The organism is Bradyrhizobium sp. A11 (genome assembly GCF_042077125.1).
In the GTDB taxonomy this organism is placed as follows: Bacteria; Pseudomonadota; Alphaproteobacteria; order Rhizobiales; family Xanthobacteraceae; genus Bradyrhizobium; species Bradyrhizobium japonicum_B.
On record NZ_CP149509.1, the window covers coordinates 2,772,328 to 2,789,719 of the forward strand.

At 66.1% G+C, this 17,392-nt stretch carries 19 protein-coding genes; 15 read left to right on the top strand and 4 right to left on the bottom strand.

The genetic code is table 11. The features are described 5' to 3' along the window. The first annotated feature begins 8 nt into the window (after window positions 1-8). The 3 genes from WI560_RS12730 to WI560_RS12740 are packed head-to-tail and all read left to right on the top strand — an operon-like array spanning window position 9 to window position 2,230. Window positions 9-1,085 (top strand): flavodoxin family protein, encoded by a 1,077-nt coding sequence (locus tag WI560_RS12730; RefSeq protein ID WP_375308288.1) that lies wholly within the window; start codon window positions 9-11, stop codon window positions 1,083-1,085. Then, window positions 1,082-1,981 (top strand): NAD(P)/FAD-dependent oxidoreductase, encoded by a 900-nt coding sequence (locus WI560_RS12735; RefSeq protein WP_375308289.1) that lies wholly within the window; start codon window positions 1,082-1,084, stop codon window positions 1,979-1,981. The genes WI560_RS12730 and WI560_RS12735 overlap by 4 nt, the downstream gene beginning before the upstream one ends. 60 nt (window positions 1,982-2,041) lie before the next feature. Beyond that, complete coding sequence (locus WI560_RS12740) at window positions 2,042-2,230, top strand: hypothetical protein (RefSeq protein WP_028135865.1); 189 nt, start codon at window positions 2,042-2,044, stop codon at window positions 2,228-2,230. A gap of 9 nt (window positions 2,231-2,239) precedes the next feature. On the opposite strand, the gene WI560_RS12745 is transcribed toward WI560_RS12740, so the two are convergent. After that, on the bottom strand, window positions 2,240-2,497 hold the full coding sequence (locus WI560_RS12745) for a hypothetical protein (RefSeq protein WP_049820053.1): 258 nt from the start codon (window positions 2,495-2,497) through the stop codon (window positions 2,240-2,242). Window positions 2,498-2,786: 289 nt separating this feature from the next. On the opposite strand from WI560_RS12745, the gene WI560_RS12750 reads away from it, so the two are divergent. Continuing rightward, a complete protein-coding gene (locus WI560_RS12750; protein ID WP_028135867.1) occupies window positions 2,787-3,161 on the top strand; it encodes a hypothetical protein in 375 nt (124 codons plus the stop codon). A 3-nt stretch (window positions 3,162-3,164) separates the two neighbouring features. On the opposite strand, the gene WI560_RS12755 is transcribed toward WI560_RS12750, so the two are convergent. Next, complete coding sequence (locus WI560_RS12755; RefSeq protein ID WP_375308290.1) at window positions 3,165-4,481, bottom strand: polysaccharide deacetylase family protein; 1,317 nt, start codon at window positions 4,479-4,481, stop codon at window positions 3,165-3,167. Between the two features lie 179 nt (window positions 4,482-4,660). After that, on the bottom strand, window positions 4,661-5,467 hold the full coding sequence (locus tag WI560_RS12760; protein ID WP_375308291.1) for a polysaccharide deacetylase family protein: 807 nt from the start codon (window positions 5,465-5,467) through the stop codon (window positions 4,661-4,663). Between the two features lie 83 nt (window positions 5,468-5,550). On the opposite strand from WI560_RS12760, the gene mgtE reads away from it, so the two are divergent. From mgtE to WI560_RS12800, 8 genes are all read left to right on the top strand, one after another. After that, window positions 5,551-6,972 carry a magnesium transporter gene (gene mgtE, locus WI560_RS12765; protein ID WP_375308292.1) on the top strand — a complete coding sequence of 474 codons (1,422 nt, stop codon included), beginning with the start codon at window positions 5,551-5,553 and terminating at the stop codon, window positions 6,970-6,972. A 201-nt stretch (window positions 6,973-7,173) separates the two neighbouring features. Beyond that, window positions 7,174-7,491 (top strand): helix-turn-helix domain-containing protein, encoded by a 318-nt coding sequence (locus WI560_RS12770; RefSeq protein WP_375308828.1) that lies wholly within the window; start codon window positions 7,174-7,176, stop codon window positions 7,489-7,491. Window positions 7,492-7,655: 164 nt separating this feature from the next. Beyond that, on the top strand, window positions 7,656-8,474 hold the full coding sequence (locus WI560_RS12775; RefSeq protein ID WP_375308293.1) for an aldo/keto reductase: 819 nt from the start codon (window positions 7,656-7,658) through the stop codon (window positions 8,472-8,474). Between the two features lie 49 nt (window positions 8,475-8,523). Then, window positions 8,524-9,426, top strand: coding sequence for a hypothetical protein (locus tag WI560_RS12780; protein ID WP_375308294.1), 903 nt, complete (start codon window positions 8,524-8,526; stop codon window positions 9,424-9,426). A 1,063-nt stretch (window positions 9,427-10,489) separates the two neighbouring features. Then, on the top strand, window positions 10,490-11,152 hold the full coding sequence (locus tag WI560_RS12785) for a glutathione S-transferase family protein (protein WP_375308295.1): 663 nt from the start codon (window positions 10,490-10,492) through the stop codon (window positions 11,150-11,152). Between the two features lie 257 nt (window positions 11,153-11,409). After that, window positions 11,410-11,613, top strand: coding sequence for a hypothetical protein (locus WI560_RS12790; protein WP_126258634.1), 204 nt, complete (start codon window positions 11,410-11,412; stop codon window positions 11,611-11,613). A 171-nt stretch (window positions 11,614-11,784) separates the two neighbouring features. Then, window positions 11,785-12,783, top strand: coding sequence for a hypothetical protein (locus tag WI560_RS12795; RefSeq protein WP_375308296.1), 999 nt, complete (start codon window positions 11,785-11,787; stop codon window positions 12,781-12,783). Window positions 12,784-12,825: 42 nt separating this feature from the next. After that, entirely contained in the window at window positions 12,826-13,266 is a 441-nt protein-coding gene (locus WI560_RS12800) for a DUF1489 family protein (RefSeq protein ID WP_375308297.1), read from the top strand. On the opposite strand, the gene panC is transcribed toward WI560_RS12800, so the two are convergent. Then, the gene (panC, locus tag WI560_RS12805) at window positions 13,263-14,114 is read right to left on the bottom strand and encodes a pantoate--beta-alanine ligase (protein WP_375308298.1); all 852 of its coding nucleotides are present in this window, start codon (window positions 14,112-14,114) and stop codon (window positions 13,263-13,265) included. The two genes, WI560_RS12800 and panC, sit on opposite strands and share 4 nt — an antisense overlap. Window positions 14,115-14,392: 278 nt before the next feature. Between panC and WI560_RS12810 the strand changes: the two genes are divergently transcribed. The 3 genes from WI560_RS12810 to WI560_RS12820 all read left to right on the top strand — a co-directional run bounded on the left by WI560_RS12810 (window position 14,393) and on the right by WI560_RS12820 (window position 17,385). After that, window positions 14,393-15,316 carry a division plane positioning ATPase MipZ gene (locus tag WI560_RS12810; RefSeq protein WP_028135879.1) on the top strand — a complete coding sequence of 308 codons (924 nt, stop codon included), beginning with the start codon at window positions 14,393-14,395 and terminating at the stop codon, window positions 15,314-15,316. A 336-nt stretch (window positions 15,317-15,652) separates the two neighbouring features. Then, window positions 15,653-16,513: an alpha/beta fold hydrolase gene (locus tag WI560_RS12815; RefSeq protein WP_028135880.1), complete on the top strand. Its 861-nt coding sequence runs from the start codon at window positions 15,653-15,655 to the stop codon at window positions 16,511-16,513. A gap of 122 nt (window positions 16,514-16,635) precedes the next feature. Then, window positions 16,636-17,385 (top strand): hypothetical protein, encoded by a 750-nt coding sequence (locus WI560_RS12820; RefSeq protein WP_028135881.1) that lies wholly within the window; start codon window positions 16,636-16,638, stop codon window positions 17,383-17,385. The last annotated feature ends 7 nt before the right edge of the window (window positions 17,386-17,392 follow it).

Here is a 17,392-nt window from a genome sequence, read left to right on the forward strand (position 1 = left end):
GAGCACGCATGAGCGACGCCGAAATTCGCAAGGGGATGCCGCCCGTCAAGCTGTCGCGCGATGAGTTCGAGCGGCGTTACAAGGGGCAGTTCGTCGATCCCGTCTTTGCACCCCTCGGGCGCGAGCTCGATGCCATCACCGCGGCGGCCTGGGACGCCTACAGCCATTCCCGCAAGGCGCCGCTGACGCGGAAGGCGGGTCCGGGCTTCTCCGATCCCGACTACGACATCGCCGTCGACTGGCTCGATGCGCGCGCAAAAATCCTGGAAGCGCAGCGACGGCACGATGACGCGGACGAGACGCCGCGCATCCTCGTCATCAACGGCTCGGCGCGCAGCGAGCACACCTGTCCCGGCGAGATGTCCAAGACCTGGCGGCTGGTCAAGCTGGCCGAGCCTGTCTTCACCGGGATGGGGTTTGCCGTCGACATCCTCGATCTGTCGCGCCTAACCTCGGAGTTCGGCAAGACGATTCATCCCTGCAAATCCTGCGTCAGCACCGCGATGCCGCTCTGCCACTGGCCGTGCAGCTGCTATCCGAATTATTCGCTGGGGCAGACCCACGACTGGATGAACGAGATCTATCCGCTGTGGGTGGCCGCTCACGGCATCCTGATCGTGACGCCGGTGAACTGGTATCACGTGCCATCCGGCCTCAAGGCGATGATGGACCGCATGGTCTGCGCCGACGGCGGCAATCCCGATCCGACCTCGACGCATGGCAAGAAGGCCGACGAGGCCAAGGCGATGGAGCTGAAGGGCTGGGCGTATCCGCGCCATCTCGCCGGCCGTCATTTCGGAATCGTCGTGCACGGCGATGCCGTCGGTGCGGAGAATGTGCGCCGCGTCCTGTCGGACTGGCTGACCGACATGCAGCTGATCTCGGCGGGCCGCTTCGCCGAGCTCGACGGCTATGTCGGCTACATGGAGCCATACGCCACCTCGCACCATGAGCTCGATGAGGACCTGGAATTCCAGCAGGAGGTGCGCAACGCGGCGCAGGCGCTCGGCAACGCCGTCCGGCTGGCAAGGAGCGGGCGCCTTCAGGATCCGGGCGAGGGTCTTGCGGATCCGAACCCCAAATGAAGCCGGCGCAGTTCGATTGCCTAATCGTCGGCGGCGGCCCTGCCGGAGTGATGGCCGCGATCTATCTGGCGCGCTTCCGCCGCAACGTCTGCGTCGTCGATGCCGGCGCGAGCCGGGCCGCGCTGATTCCGCGCAGCCACAACGTTCCGGGCTTTGTCCACGGCCTGTCAGGCGCGGAGCTGATCGAGAGGATGTCGGCGCAGCTGGACGAGCTCGCGGTCACGCGCGTGGCGGCCGAGGTCACGGGGTTGCGGCGGCACGAGGACGGCTTTCAAGCGAGCTGGAACGGCGAAGCGCACGCAGCCGCCACCGTCATTCTCGCCAGCGGCATCGTCGACACGCATCCGCCCTTCGAGGAGTGGCGCGCTGCGGTCGCGGACGGGGTGCTGCGCTATTGTCCGGTCTGCGACGCCTTCGAGGCGACCGGCCGCCGCATCGGTATCGTCGGTCCGCTTCAGCGTGCCGGCAGCAAGGCGCTGTTCCTGCGCGGCTATTCGCGCGACGTGACGCTGCTCGCAACCGGACCGGATGACGACCAGAGTGCAACCTCGGAGCTGACTGAGGCCGGCGTCGAAGTCGTGGCCGCGCCCGATCTGCATCTGCGGCGGAGCGGCGAGGGCATCGCGGCCGTCTTCGCCGACGGCCGGACGCTGCAATTCGACACGATCTATCCTGCGATGGGGGCCGAGGTGCGTTCGCAGCTCGCGGTGGCGCTCGGCGCCGCGCATGTCGAGGAGGGCTGTCTGAAGGTCGACGACCACCAGCGCACCTCCGTCCGCGGGCTCTACGGCATCGGTGATGTCGTCACTGATCTGCACCAGATCTCGGTCGCGTTCGGCCACGCCGCGGTCGCCGCCTGCAACATCCATCACAGCCTGCCGCGGCGGCTTGCGTGAGGGAACGAAGGGCGCGGCTTTGCCTTGAGTGAGAGGATCGCGCGCGAAGGACGAAAGCTCATGCTGGAAGAGAAGCTCAAGGACGCCATCATCGGCGAGCTGCAACGGCAGGCCGCCAACCGGCCGCAGGCGCTGACGATCGCGGGCGCCAAAGATGCGAAAGGCTCCGAAGAGCTGACCGTCAACGGCAGCATCGATCTCGGCGCGCTGGTCATGGCGATCGCGGGATCGGTTGCGGGCGGCCCTTAAGCCGCCGCGTCAGCCGTATTCGTCGCCGATGCCGTATTCCCGGTAGATCTCCAGCGGATCGAGCTCGGGAAATAGGCGGCATTTGGCCTGGGCTAGGTGCAGGCTCACCGCCGCCGGCTCCTTGCCGCTCGAGAGCATCTTGCGGATGTCGTCCATATGGGCGTTCGGCTGGTGCTTCGGCTCGAGCTGCTCCAGCGCGACCAGGGCGGTCGCGAGGGCCTCGGTCAGAACCCAGTCGTCGTGGCCGGTGATTCCCTTCTTCGACATCGGCAGACCCCGGATGTGGCAGCGCCGGCCCAGTCTATCGCGACTTCCGCCAAATCGCCATCGAGCCGCTGCGGCTGTCCTTGCGGGGCTGCGCCACCGGGCCATGCTCCGGCTTGCCTTATGTCCGGGGCAGGCTAAAAGGCGGCGAGGTGCGGGGCGACAGTATTCTTGTTGAAACGAACTCGGCGTAGACGGGCCGCTACCGCATCCAGGCTGGCCGTTCCGGTCTGGATCCCCGATCCCGAATTTGCAGCACGATTTGCTTGCACTCCTCAAGGTTCGAGCCAGCATGGGCATTCTCAGCTTCGTCTACCGCTTCCTGACAAATTTTGCCTTCATGGCGGTGGTCTATTTCAGCCTGAACTTCATGGAGAAATATCCGAACCGGGCGACACTGGCGATCCTGGTGCTGGTTTACGCCGCCATGCGCGGGGCCTCGACGCTGCGCGCGTTCTACTTCTTCCAGAAGATCGAGAGACTGGAAGCCGAGACACGGCGCCTTCAAGGCCCGATCAACGACGGCTCCGGAGGGACGAACACGCGCAGGCAGGTCGTCACCGACGTGGCCCGGCTGCGGCGCGACGGCGAGCTCAAGTCCTACATGGACCTGTTCTTCCTGGCGCTGATCGTGCTGCTCTGCGTCGCCGCCATCCTGCGGCCGTAGAGCTCAGGCGCGCTTCTTCAGACTGGCGACGCGGGTCGGGCGCGGCGTGGCGCTCTTGACCTGGGCGGCATGGTTCGGGTCGGCCGGTGCCGCATGCGCGGTGTGCCGAGCCTGGGGCTTGGCGGCCTTGCCCTTTGCGACCTTGTCTTTTGCGACCTTGTCTTTTGCGACCTTGCCTCTGGCCGCATGCGGCGTGGCGGCTGCCATTGCCAGCCGCGTCGCGGCACGCCGCGACAATGTCGTCGACAGCAGCACCTCGACCGAGCCTTCCGGAATCGAAAAGAGAGCACGGCCGGGCACGGGCAGGGTGGATGCGATATCCATCTGCCCCTTGGTCCGGCGCGGCAGCAGCGGCTGATGCTCGGTCTGAGCGTTGAGGTCGGCGAGCGCGGGCGCCGGAAGCGTCCTGGTCTCGGCGAACACGAAGTGCGGGACAGCCGGCCAGCGCGCGATCGGCACGGTCTCGGTCGGCGGATGCAGCAGCCACTCCACCGCCTGGGTCGGCGTTGCGGGCCGCTCGGCCGTCGCCGGCACCACGTGCACGATGCGATAGCCGCGCGCCTTGAGGTCGCGGATGATCTTCGGCAGCGCCGCCACCGTGCGGGCCTGGATGTCGTGCAGCAGCAAAATGCCCTTGCCCTTGGCCTCCAGCCGCTGGATCGCGAGCTGATAGACGCGGTCGGACGAGACATGGCGCCAGTCGTCGGCCGGGAAGTCGGCGCTCCAGATCTGGATGCCGCGGGAGATCAGGTAATCCTCGACGCCGTCGGCGCGCATCAGGCCGGGGATGCGGAAGAACGGGGCGAGCTGGGACGGATCGGTCATCGCGGCCGAGGTCCACTCGATGCCGCCGTTGATCTCCGGCTCGAACTTCTCGATTCCCATCCGGTCGAACGTCAGCGGATGGTCCATGCTGTGGGTGCCGACGGTATGGCCCGCCGCTACCAGCTTGCGCACGCCTTCGGGGTTCGCCTTGGCCTGCTGACCCACGATGAAGAAGGTCGCCTTGATGCACTCGTCGGCCAGGATCTTGAGCACCTGGTTGGAATATTTCGGCAGCGGACCGTCGTCGAAGGTGAGGACGACTTCATGATCCCTGAGCGGCAGCGTCTCGCGATACTGCATGGTGCCGATGCGCGGATGTTCGCGCGGATCGACCACGAGGGTGCGGGAGGTCCCGAGCGCGTCCGGATGGCCCGGACACTCGGCTGCGAGCGCCGGCGATCCGACGGCCGAACAGCCAAGGAAACCACTGAGGAAACCACCGAGGCAAAGGACGATCCACGATCGCGTCCGCACAACAACGCTACTTCCGATCATGAACCCCGTCTGCCCTCATCCGCGATGGCCGCCATAATAGGTCGGAGACGGCAGGAAACGGTTCAGGCGCGAAGAACCCTTCCCATGGCGACGTCCCCATCCATTTTCAGGGGGTAGCATGAACAGAGTGTTAATAGGACTCAAATCACCCCATTTTGCGCCGGCGTGACATTCCGGCATCAGCGCGCATCGGCGTTCTTCTGTGACGTGCCCGATGGTACGATATGCACGATCCGGTAGCCGTTCTCGCGCAGATAGCGCAGGAAGGCCGGCATCATCGCGGCGGTGCGCGCCTTGTTGTCGTGGAAGAGAATGATGCCCTTGCCGCTCGCCGCCAGGCGGTCGGTGACGAGCTTCAATTGCTGCTCAGGCGTCATCTCCTCCCAGTCGCTGGCCCATAGATCGGCCCCGAACACGACGATGCCGCGCGACTGGAGCAGGTCGAGCTGTGCCTGGGTCGACTCGAAATAGGGAAAGCGGAAGAACGGCGTCGAAGGTGTGGTCGTCGAAACTCCGCGCAGCGCCATTTCGTCTGCGGCGATGCCCCGGTCGATGTCAGCCACGGCCTTCTCGAACGGAATATGCCCCATGAATGGATGAGAGAAGGAGTGATGGCCGACGGTGTGGCCCTCGCGGGCGATGCGCTTGACCATGTCGGGATATTCGGCGGCGTGCTGGCCGATCAGGAAGAAGGTCGCGCGCACGCACTCCTGCGCCAGGGCCGCCAGCACTTTCGACGTCGTCGGCGGGAACGGTCCGTCGTCGAAGGTTAGCACGACCTCGCGATCGGCCAGCTGCAGCGTCTGCGGAAAGCTCTTCAGGCCCACGCGCGGCGTCGTCCTGGCATCGACGCTCAGCACGCGGGAGGTGCCGAGCGCGTCCTTGCGCGGGCATTCGGCGGCATCCGCCGCGGCGATGCCGGCGAGCGCCGCAACGGCCGCGCCGAGCGACATCGAAGTCCATCTCAGTCGAAGCATCTTTGTCATTGCGCTCGCAGTTGCCTTGTGGGTATTGCCTGAACCATCAGCTCAGACCACTGGTTCCAACCTGTCAACCGGCGAGGCGCGCCATGGATGAACATATGGACGTTGCCCCGCCCGCTGCGGATTCGGTACTCGACCACGTGCCGATGCGCAATGAGGACGGCGATATCAGGCACGAATTCGTCGAAGAAATTGCCCGGGCGATCGAGGCCGGCGACAGCGCATCGCTGCGCGCCTGCGTCGCCGAGCTGCACGAGGCCGATCTCGGCGATCTGATCGGCGCCCTGGAGCCCGACGACCGTGTCCGCCTGGTCGAGCTCACCGGGGCCGACTTCGACTTTTCCGCGCTGAACGAGGTCGACGAGGCTGTCCGCGAGGAGATCCTGGACGAGCTGCCGCTGGAGACGGTCGCCGAGGGCGTGCGCGAGCTCGAATCCGACGACGCGGTCGAGCTGCTGGAAACCCTCGATGCCGCGGAACAGGAGGAGATCCTCGAGAAGCTGCCGCTGAAGGAGCGCGTCGCGCTCGAGCGCAGCCTGCTGTATCCGGAGAATTCCGCCGGCCGCCGCATGCAGACCGAGTTCATCGCGGTGCCCCAGGATTTTACCGTGGGCCAGGCCATCGACTACATGCGCGAGACGCCTGATCTGCCCGACCGCTTCTACGAGATCTATGTCGTCGACAAGGACCAGCACTGGCAGGGCGCAGTTCCCCTGGACGTGCTGTTGCGGGCGCGCCGGCCGATCGCGCTGACCGAGCTGACCGACGAGGACCGCCGCCGCGTCTCCGTCCTGGAGGACCAGGAGGAGGTTGCGCGCATGTTCGGCAAGTACAATCTCGTTGCCGCGCCCGTGCTCGATACCCAGGACCGCCTGGTCGGCGTCATCACCGTCGACGACGTCGTCGACGTCATCGAGGAGGAGGCCGACGAGGACCTCAAGGCGCTCGGCGGCGTCACCAGCGACGAAGAGCTGTCGGACACCTTCCTCACCATCGCCCGCGCCCGTTTCAACTGGCTGCTGGTCAATCTTGCCACTGCGTTCCTGGCGTCCTCCGTGCTCGGCCTGTTCGAGGGACAGCTCGAGAAGATGGTCGCGCTCGCCGTGCTGGCGCCGATCGTGGCGAGCCAGGGCGGCAATGCCGCCACCCAGACCATGACGGTGGCGGTGCGCGCGCTGGCGACGCGCGAGCTCGGCGCCTCCAATGCCTGGCGCGTGGTGATGCGCGAGGCCCTCGTCGGCCTCGTCAACGGCCTCGCCTTCGCGGTGATCACGGGCATCGCCGCGGTGGCCTGGTTCAAGCTTCCGGGCCTTGGCATCGTCATCGGCCTTGCGATGGTCTGCAACCTCATCGCCGGCGCGCTCGGCGGCATCCTGATCCCGATGGCGCTCGAACGTGTCAGGGCCGATCCGGCGGTGGCCTCCGGCACCTTCGTCACCACCGTGACCGACGTCGTCGGCTTCTTCTCCTTCCTCGGCATCGCAACGCTCTGGTTCGGGTTGAGATAGGGGGCGCTCTGGTGTCCCGGGCGCGCTGCAACGCTCTTCGCGTTGCTGCGCAGAACCGGGATCCAGAAGGCGGCGTACTCCGCGGCAACATGGGCCCCGGCTCAGCAGCGCATCACGTCGTGCCGCGCAGCGTCCGGGGCGCGCCAGCATCTTTAATCCGAACTTAAGCGAGCTGCCGCATCATCGCCGGCGCTTGGGGGACTGGACATGCGGTTGCGGCTGAAGGCGGACGGACGGGTCGTCGAGTTGCGGGACGGACAGGAATTTCCGGTCCAGCCGTCTGCGGTCGAGCCCACGACCACGGCCGCGCCGGCCGAGACCTCTTCGCTCGCGGTGCGCGATTTGCGCCGTCGCGCCTGCCTGACCCAGATGGAGTTCGCCGCCAAGCTCGGCGTTCCCGTCGAGACCATCCGCAACTGGGAGCAGGGCAAGCGGGCTCCGCGGGGGCCGGCCCGCGCCCTGCTCGCGGTGATCGCACACGCCCCGGAAACGGTATTTCAGGCGCTTGCCAAAGCCTGACGTGACGGTCTGACGGACCGACCAGCGTTGACGCGAACCTCCCGTTAGTACTGCGCCAAATATCCCGCCGAACTGCCCCACGGCTTCCGTTGGCAGCGTCCTGGGCCGGGTCCATAATGCCGGCTGATGGCGTTTGGGGCTGCCGCAAGGAAAGAGGAGTCCTCATGCTGTTCGTCGAGGCCAATGGCGCACGAATCCCGGCAATCGGGCTCGGGACCTGGGAGCTGAGCGGAAGGCTTGCCGCGCGCGTGGTCGAGCAGGCGCTGCGGCTCGGCTATCGCCACATCGACACCGCGCAGGTCTATGACAATGAGCGGGAGGTCGGCGATGGCCTGCGCGCCTCGGGCGTGCGGCGCGACGACGTCTTCCTCACCACCAAGGTCTGGACCAACCATTTCGCACCTCACGATCTCGAGCGTTCGGTCAAGGAGAGCCTGGCGCGGTTGCGGCTTCCCTCCGTCGACCTGTTGCTGCTGCACTGGCCCAATTCGCACGTGCCGCTGGCAGAGACGCTCGGCGCGCTGTCGCATGCGAAGACGATGGGCCTGACCCGCCACATCGGCGTCTCCAATTTCACGGTGGCGCTGATCGAACAGGCGGTGGCGGCTTCGCCCGAGCCGCTCGTCTGCAACCAGGTCGAATTCCACCCCTATCTCGACCAGGCGAAGGTGAGGGCGGCCTGCGACCAGCATGGCCTTGCCCTCGTCGCCTACAGCCCGATCGCCAAGGGGCGCATCAAGACCGACCAGACGCTGGCCGAGATCGGGCGCGCCCACCACAAGACGCCGGCGCAGGTCTGCCTGCGCTGGCTGGTGCAACAGAATGTCGCTGCGATCCCGCGCACCTCGCGCATTGAGCGGCTGTCCGAAAACATCGAGATCTTCGATTTCGAGCTGTCGGACGACGAGATGAGCCAGATCGCCGCGCTCGCCAGCCCGAAGGGCCGCCTGACCGACTTCGGCTTCGCCCCGAAATGGGATTGAGGGGAGACCGCGGTATGCTAACAGCAGGGCGGCAATCCAAGATCTGGCGATGGAACTGCGGACAATCATACGGACGGACATTGCTGCGTCGGCGATCGCCCATCTGACGCTGGTGGCGCTGATCATTCTGATCAGCGAAGTCCATCCGTTCCGCGCGACGCCGCCCGAAACCGTCACGGTGGACATCGTCACGCCCGAGGAGGTGAAGCAGGAGGAGGCCAGAGCGGACGAGAACGTCAAGGAAGAGGTCAAGCGGAAGACCCCGGAGCCGCTTTCCGATCTGAAGCTGCCGAAGCTGGATTTCACCGAAAAGGACAAGGCCCCCGAGGCGTCGAAGCCTGCGCCCCCGCAGCCGGCCGCATCGCCGACGCCCGAACCGCAACGGCCGGCGCAGCAGCAACCGCAGCAACAGCCTTCGCCGAAGCCGCGCGAGGCCAACGCGCAGCCGCAGGCCCAGCCAATGCCGCCACAGCCACAGCCACAGCCACAGCCACAGGCCGCGCCGCCGCCGGCCTATCAGGCGCCGCAGCCTGACGTCACCGTCAGGTACGGCGTCATGCTGGGGCTGCCGCCTGAATTGCCGCTGCCGCTGTCGAAAGACGGCCCCAAGGACGATGGCGGCGGCGCCACGGACTCGATCGCCGCGAAGCTTCCGGCCGAGGTCATTGCCGCGCTTCGCAGCCATTTGCGCAGCTGTGCCAAATTGCCGGCCGGGCTTGCGCCTTCCGACAACGTTCACATCAAGCTGCGCACGGTGTTCGCGACCGACGGCACGCTGGCGCGCGAGCCGATCCTGCTCGAAGCCCCGCCCTCCGCAAAAGGAGTCGCTCTCGTGAAGTCCGCAACGAGCGCGCTTCAGAACTGTCAACCTTACAAGATGCTGCCCGCCAATCTGTACGAGGAATGGAAGGTGCTCGACCTGCCGTTCAGCCCGCGGGATCTGGGCAGCTAGCCCGGGCTGCGGCACCTTGCTGTGTCGCCCCCTGTCAATCCACTTCCGCGAAAATATTCCACTTTACCGAAATTCGGAAATGGCGTATGTGTCGCCCATCCCGGCTCATCCAGGAGGGGCGATCTCGAGGTCGTCTTGATCGCGAGCCGGGCTTGCGGTGGACGCGGCAGCGTCGGCACGAGAGGTGCGGGCAGGGCGGGTAGTCCCTGTGAGTCCGTAACCGCGTGCGGACGAACGGCGCTGCTAGGCTTCGTCTCGCTCGTAAGTTTCCGGCTCCGTCGACAGGGCTGGAAATACTGCGGCGAAAGGGCGGGCCGTGCGTACGGCAAAACCGTGTGGTCCTGGCCGTCGTTGCTACGGTCAAGCCGGATCGAAGATGCGCGCGAGCCCAACCGGGCGGACGGCATCGTCAATTCGAACGGCGAGGGAGGCCAGAAGGAAAGTTCGGCTCCCGGGAGAGCACGGCATAAGCCGTCCGACCATCGCGCAGGGAAGGCCGAGTGATCGGCACCACCTGTATGCTGCTGTGCGGTTCTTCTGCGTGTGCATTTTGCGCGGCGGACCGCGGGTGCGTTGTCAGCACCCGGCCTTCCCTGCACCCTCTTGGCTTTGAGGGTGGCGACGCAAGCAAAGCTCGGGCGAATTGCGCCGCGAGGCCGACGAGTCATGTCTGTCACCACACACGCGATGTCATCGCTCGCGAAAGCGGGCGATCCAGTATCCCAGAGACGCCAGAGATCAATCCGAGAAGCCGCGACGTACTGGATTCCCCGCCTTCGCGGGGAATGACAGCGTCATTGGAGAACCAGCTCTCGCCTCATACTCCGCAATGACGGGGAGAGAGCATGTGCGCCACTCCGCTCTCGTGCCCCGGACGCAGCGCAGCGCTTCTTTAGCGGTGCGCTGCAGAGCCGGGGCCCATGTCGCCGCATTGTGCCGTGTCGCCCTGGGGCGCGGACTGCAACGATTGCCACGCGTGAGCCGGTGCGGCAACGATTGATCGGCAGCAGGCGATGGCGTTAAAAGCGGCTCGCTCGAGCACGTCTCTGGAAGGAGTGAGGACATGGCTGCGCTGAAACTCGCCATCGGCAACAAGAACTACTCGTCATGGTCGATGCGGCCCTGGCTCGCGCTTCGCGCCAACGACATTCCGTTCGTGGAGACGCTGATTCCGCTCTACACCGACAATCCCGCGGACAAGGAGCAGATCCTGTCCTTCAGCCGCGCCGGCAAGGTGCCGGTGCTGGTCGACGGCGACGTCACGGTGTGGGATTCGCTCGCCATCATCGAATATATCGCCGAGCGCTATCCGGAAGTGAAGCTGTGGCCCGACGAGGTCGCCGCGCGCGCGCATGCGAGGTCGGTGTGCGCCGAGATGCATTCCGGCTTCGTGGCGCTGCGCAACGAATGCGGCATGAACCTGCATCGGCCGATCCGCCCCGTGGCGCTGTCCGCGGACGCCAAGGCCAACATCGCGCGCATCGAGGAGATCTGGCGCGATTGCCGCACGCGGTACGGCGCGAAGGGGCCATTCCTGTTCGGCCGTTTCGGCGCGGCGGACGCGATGTACGCACCGGTCGTGCACCGCCTGCGCACCTACGCGATCGAGGTCGCGCCGGATACCAAGGCCTACATGGAGACGATGATGGCGCTGCCGGCGTTCCAGGAATGGACCCGGGACGGCCTCGCTGAGACGCTCGTCATCGCCAAGTTCGAGGACGCCTGACCCCCCGGGGCTGCTCGGGTCCGCCGGCCCCGAGTCGGCCGGCGCTTTGGGTGCGACAAGCTGTCTGACCGAAGGGCCGCACCGGTATCATCGGCCCGCCGGTTCCGGTCCTATCACTCTGAAAAGACTGCAAAATATACGCGCTTGCCATGCTGGCTTGGCGCTGGCCAAAACCACAGGTCGCGTGCTATACAGCGCCTGGGTTTCCGGCCGGCCGTCGTAGTGGGACCATGGACGAGGCAGGCGCTGTTTGAGTGATGGAGAGGGTGTTGAAGCACAAATTCCCGATTGGAACGCGCGTATTGTTCACGGCCAGCAACGTCGCGCGCCCCGCCGCCAGCGGCGCGTATGAGATCATCCGTCTGCTGCCGACCGATGGCGACGACTGCCAGTATCGGATCAAGAGCTCGACCGAAGCCTTCGAACGCGTTGCCAAGGAAAGCCAGCTCGCGCTGTCCTGAGCCTGTCCGCGCTCCCGAAGGCTCACGCACCCCGCATTGCTGCCATCAGGGAATAGTGTCCTGCCGCCGTCAAAAGGCCCGCTTCACCTTCAAAAGGTGGGCCGGGGCAGCTGCCGACTCGCGGTGCTCGCTTGACCATTCGCTCTCTGCTCGCGTGAGGGGACGTCGCGCATGAACTGGGCATGGGCCGCTTCGCTCGACCAAATCTGGCGCTCGCCGGCCTTTCCGATGTGGATGACGCTGGCCGCTGCGGGATTCTTCGGATTGATCCTGCTGATCACGCTGCTGCGCGCCGATAGATCGGTCGCGAACGGCGCCCTGACCGTGATCACGCTGCTCTCCATGGCGATCGCCGGAGCTGCCACCGTGCGCGTCTATGGCCCGGACGCGCCGACTGAGACGCGCGCGCAAGGTCAAGGTGCGGTCGTCGCCAGCCTGCCGGCGCTGTCCTGCATTGACGACCTCGCCGGCGATACGGTGGCCATCGGCTGCGAGAAGGCGCTGTTCGGCTCGCCGGATGCGGTGGCGGCCTCGGTGTCCTACACCGCGGCCCGCATCGACCGGCTGACGGCGCTCGGCGATGCCGCGACCGCCGAGAAGAGCCTGACGGCGGACATGAAGGCGCTGCGCAAGGCGGTGGAGCGCGATCGCTACGGTCTCGTGGCGCAGGTGCTGGTCGTACGCGACGGCTGCACCCAGTTCGACTGTGCCGCGTTCCGCTCGCTGACCGACCAGCAGCAGGTCGCTGCCAACATGGATTCCCATCTCTACGACACGCTGGTCGCGCGCCATGCGCCGGCCTGGAACGCGCCGGCGATGGCAACGGCGCCAGCGGCGCTGCCACCGACTGCGGCGCTCGCGGGTCTGCCGCCCTCGATGCCGACGGGCAAGCCGACCAATGCCGAGTTCCCGAGCGCCTCGTCGACCCCGCCGGTCAGCATCATGAATCCGGAGCCCGCGGCGACGACGCGGCAGGCGGCCCCGGCCGCGGCGGCAGCGCCGACAGCTTCGCGCGCGCCGGCAGCTGCCGCGGCACAGGCTTCCGCGCCCGCGGCGCCGGCTGCGAAAAGGCCGCCGCCGCCAAAGGCTGCGCGTGCCCCCGCAGCACCGGTTCCGCTCGCACCCCCGCCGGCGACGGCGGCGGCTCCCGCGGCTGCGGATAACGAATAGTTCGGCATTCCCAATGCGGTGCTGCCCGGCTAATGCTGGGCCATGCCGCTACATCTGATCAAGCTCGCCGTCGGCTGCGACTCCGTCAAGGAATTGAAGGAGTGGATCGCCGAACGGATGCAGACCGCCAAGAAGAAAGGTCTGCCGCAACGTCACGTCCACATCACCCGCATGGTCCCCAAGCGCGACGCCGAGATCCTCGCCGGCGGATCGCTCTATTGGGTGATCAAGGGCGAGATCGCCGCGCGGGAAAAGATCATCGGCATCGAGCCGTTCCGCGACAAGGACGGTATCGGGCGCTGCCGCATCGTGATGCAGCCGAAGGTGATCCCGGTGTCGCCGCGGCCGATGCGCCCGTTCCAGGGCTGGCGCTATTTCACGGAGGATTCCGTGCCGCCCGATCTCGGCAGGTCCGCCGCCGGCTCGATCGCGGCGATGCCGGAGCCGATGCGGCGCGAATTGCGTGATCTGGGGCTGCTCTAGGCAGCGATATTGTCGATCAGGCGGGTGCTGCCGAGCTTGGCCGCGACCAGGATCCGCAACGGGCCGTCTTTGCGCGAGGCGACCTCCGCCAGCGTCTCGGCATGGCGGACCTCGTAATAGTCCAGCGCAAAGCCCGCCGCCTTGATCATCTCGGCGCCGCCCGCCATCGCAGGCGCGATGGCATCGCCGGCCTTGATCCGCCGCGCGCTCTCCTTCATGGCCCGGTAGAGGATGGGGGCGGTCTGCCGCTCCTCGGGCGACAGGTAGACGTTGCGCGAGGACATCGCGAGCCCGTCGCGCTCGCGCACGGTGCGCGAGCCGATCACCTTGACGCCAAGGTCGAGGTCGCGTGCCATCTGCGTCACCACCCGCAACTGCTGAAAGTCCTTTTCGCCGAAGATCGCGAAGTCCGGCCGGACTTGCGTGAACAGCTTGCCGACCACGGTGGCGACACCGCCGAAGAAATGCGGACGGAAGCGATCCTCGAGGCCGGCGAGGGCCGGCCCCTCCGGCACGATGCGGGTGGCGAAGCCCTCCGGATACATCGCCTTGACGTCCGGATGCCAGACGACGTCGACGTCCTCGGCCGCGAGCTTGGCGATGTCGGCCTTCCAGGTGCGCGGATAGGCGCCGAAATCCTCGGTCGGCGCGAACTGGGTCGGGTTGACGAAGATCGAGACCACGACGCGGCTGGCGCGCCGCTTGGCGAGGCGGACGAGGGACACATGCCCGTCATGGAGCGCCCCCATGGTCGGGACCAGCGCGATCGTGGCCTTTCGCTTGCGAAGATTGTCGGCGGCGCGGCGCAAGGTCGGGACCGTGCGGGCGATCAAGGGGCTTGATGACATCAGGACTCGGCAGGGTTGGGAATCGGCGCGGCGCGATCTGCGCCCGGTGCGGCTAACCTTAACAAGCGGCGATCATGGACGCCATGCACCCGGATGCGGCACAGCATCCCGCGCAAGGCCGCGCATGACATCGCGACATTGTGGGCTGGAGACGAAGATTGGCGCCGCCATTCATGATGAAGAACGGCGCAATACGATTTGCATGACCTGTCACGCATTTCACTTGACCGCAGACGCGGCCAACTCGAAGATATTCTTCAGGGGTGTTGAGGATCGCCATGCTTGTGCAGGCTAGCCAAGGCCAATCCGGCTCGGCACATGTTGTCGTGCTCGGCAACGAGAAGGGCGGCTCCGGCAAGTCGACCACCGCCCTGCACATCGCCGTTGCGCTCCTGAAGGCCGGCCAGCGCGTCGCCACCATTGACCTTGACTGCCGTCAGCAGAGCTTCACCCACTACATCAACAACCGCGCCGCCTGGGCCCGCCGCACCAAGCTCGACCTCGAACTGCCGGTGCATCGCTGCATCAAGCTCGGCGAGACCATGCAGATCGCCGACAACGAGAATTCCGAGTTCCAGCAGTTCATGGAGGCGGTCTCGGCGGTCGAGAGCAGTTTCGACTTCATCGTCATCGATACGCCGGGCACCGACAGCTACCTGATGCGGCTTGCGCATTCGATGGCCGACACGCTGGTCACGCCGATCAACGACAGCTTCCTCGATTTCGACGTGCTCGGCACCGTCGATCCCGCCAGCTACGCGGTGACCGGTGAGAGCCACTACGCCGAGATGGTGCGCGACGTCCGGCGCAAGCGCCGCCAGCTCGACGGCTCGACCACCGACTGGATCGTCGTGCGCAACCGCCTGTCGATGCTCGGCTCCCGCAACAAGCAGCTGGTCGCCGAGGGGCTGAAGGATCTGTCGCTGCGGCTCGGCTTCCGCTACGTCGATGGCTTCGCCGAGCGCGTCGTCTATCGCGAATTCTTCCCGCGCGGCCTGACCGCCCTCGACGAGATCGACGAGGCCACGCTCGGCATGCGGCCCAATCTCGGCCATCTCACCGCTCGGGAAGAGGTGACGAGCCTGCTGCGTCAGCTCAAGCTGCCGCTCGACGAGCGCGGCCGCCGCCGCGCCGCCAACCGGGCCGAATGGTTCAACCAGATCGACAAGCCGCTCGAGGTCCACGACATCCTCGGCGCCTGAGGCGGTATATCGCTACTTTCGATTGATCTGACCGCCGGGTTCCTCCTGGAACTGTCACGGCGTTCGGCCGTTTTTATTTGACGTTTACCGTGAAATTGAACCCGACCAATACCGGCTGCGTCGGATGGTGAGCTGCGTCCCACGTGGTCGCTGGATACAGGTGCTCAGAAAACGTGTGCGCCGCACAACGAAAGGGCTGCCGGTTCACAATATTTGGCCTTCCTGTCACGCGCCTGTGACATATATTAGCGATAGGCGACGAGGGGACGGAGAGCCCCGGAGAACACGATTTTCAACAGGGATTCAGGCCATAAGCGCCTGAGGCTGAGGAAGAAAATGAAGCGTGGAATTGCCGTTCTGGTTTCGGTCAGTGCCCTCTGCGGCATCGCCTATTTCACGGCGAGCAAGTGGGCGATCAAGCACGAGACCATCACCTTCTACGACGCCTCGCGCGACAATCGTCCCGTGCCGGTCTACGTTGCGGTGCGCCGCGACAAGGAAATGCAGGCCAATGCCGGCATGATCACGCTGCCGGTCGCGGTGATCAATCACGGCAATACGGTCAAGAACACCGAGTACGGCTTCCTCGCCAACATCTTCGCTGCGCGCGGCTACATGGTCGTCAGCCCGCAGCACGATTTGCCGACCGATCCTCCGATGGTCACCAAGCCCGGTGAGCTCTATGTCGGCCGGCTGCCGCAGATCCTGCGCGGCGTTGCCAACATCCATTACGCCATGCAGGAGTTGAAGAAGATTCAGCCCAATGCCGACTACGCCAAGGTGACGATGGTCGGTCACTCCATGGGCGGCGACATCACGATGTACTTCGCCAAGCACTATCCGGACGAGGTCAAGAAGGTCGTCACGCTCGACAATCTGCGCGTGCCCTTCGTCACCGCCGGCAAGTTCAAGATCCTCTCGTTCCGCTCGCAGGATCCGCAGTTCAAGGCTGATGCGGGCGTGATCCCGACCGACGAGGAGTGCGAGAAGGCGGGCATTCAGGTCGTGAAGACCGAATTCCAGCATAACGACATGCGCGACACTGGTCCGGATGTTGCGAAGAGCTCGATCCAGAGCATGCTCGACAAATTCCTGAGTGCGACCGATAGCGAGATCGCGCCGGTCGATACGCAATCCTCGCCGCCCAATGTGCTCGAGCCTGGTCCGGTCGCGCTGATGGCGCCTGCCAAGAGCTGATGCGTTAGCGCTCATCGTCCGCCGCATTCGCAAAGCCCCCGCCGGCTCCGTCCGCGGGGGCTTTGCACATTGACCGGGCCGCCCGCGCTGACCACATTAATTGTCCACGTAAGGGTCAAGGGATGTCGGGCGAACCCATCAAGCCGCGCGGCGGCGATGCCGTCTCGGCAGACGCGGGCGGCGCGCTGCCGCAGGCGGGAACGTCGACCGCGGATGATATCGCCGCTTTCGTCGCCAAGGCGCGGGCGCTGTCACCCCACGCGCCGGGCGCGAAGGGGCGGCTGATCTTCGCATTGGATGCGACGATGAGCCGGCAGCCCACCTGGGACATGGCCTGCGCGCTTCAGGCCGACATGTTTCGCGAGACCGCCGCCCTCGGCAGCCTGGATATCCGGCTGGTCTATTATCGCGGCCTGAACGAGTGCCGCGCCACGGGCTGGATCTCCGACAGCGCCCGGCTTGCGGCGTTGATGAGCAGGATCGATTGCCGCGGCGGCGATACCCAGATCGGCAAGGTGCTGACGGAGGTGCGACGCGAAGCGATCGCGTCGGGCGTGCGGGCTGTCGTCTTCGTCGGCGATGCCATGGAGGAGAACGTCGACGAGCTCTGCGCCAAGGCCGGCGAGCTCGGCATGCTCAAGGTGCCCGTGTTCGTGTTTCAGGAAGGTCATGACGCGGTCGCCGAACAGGCCTTTCGCGAGATCGCGCGCCTGACCGGCGGTGCCTGGTGCCGGTTCGATCCGGGCGCGGCGGCGCAGCTGCGCGAGCTGCTGCGGGCAGCCGCGGCCTATGCCGCCGGCGGCCGCGAGGCCTTGTTGCGATTGGCGGCGTCCGCAAGCGGCGCGGCCAGGCTGATCAGTCAGATGAAATAGGCGTTCA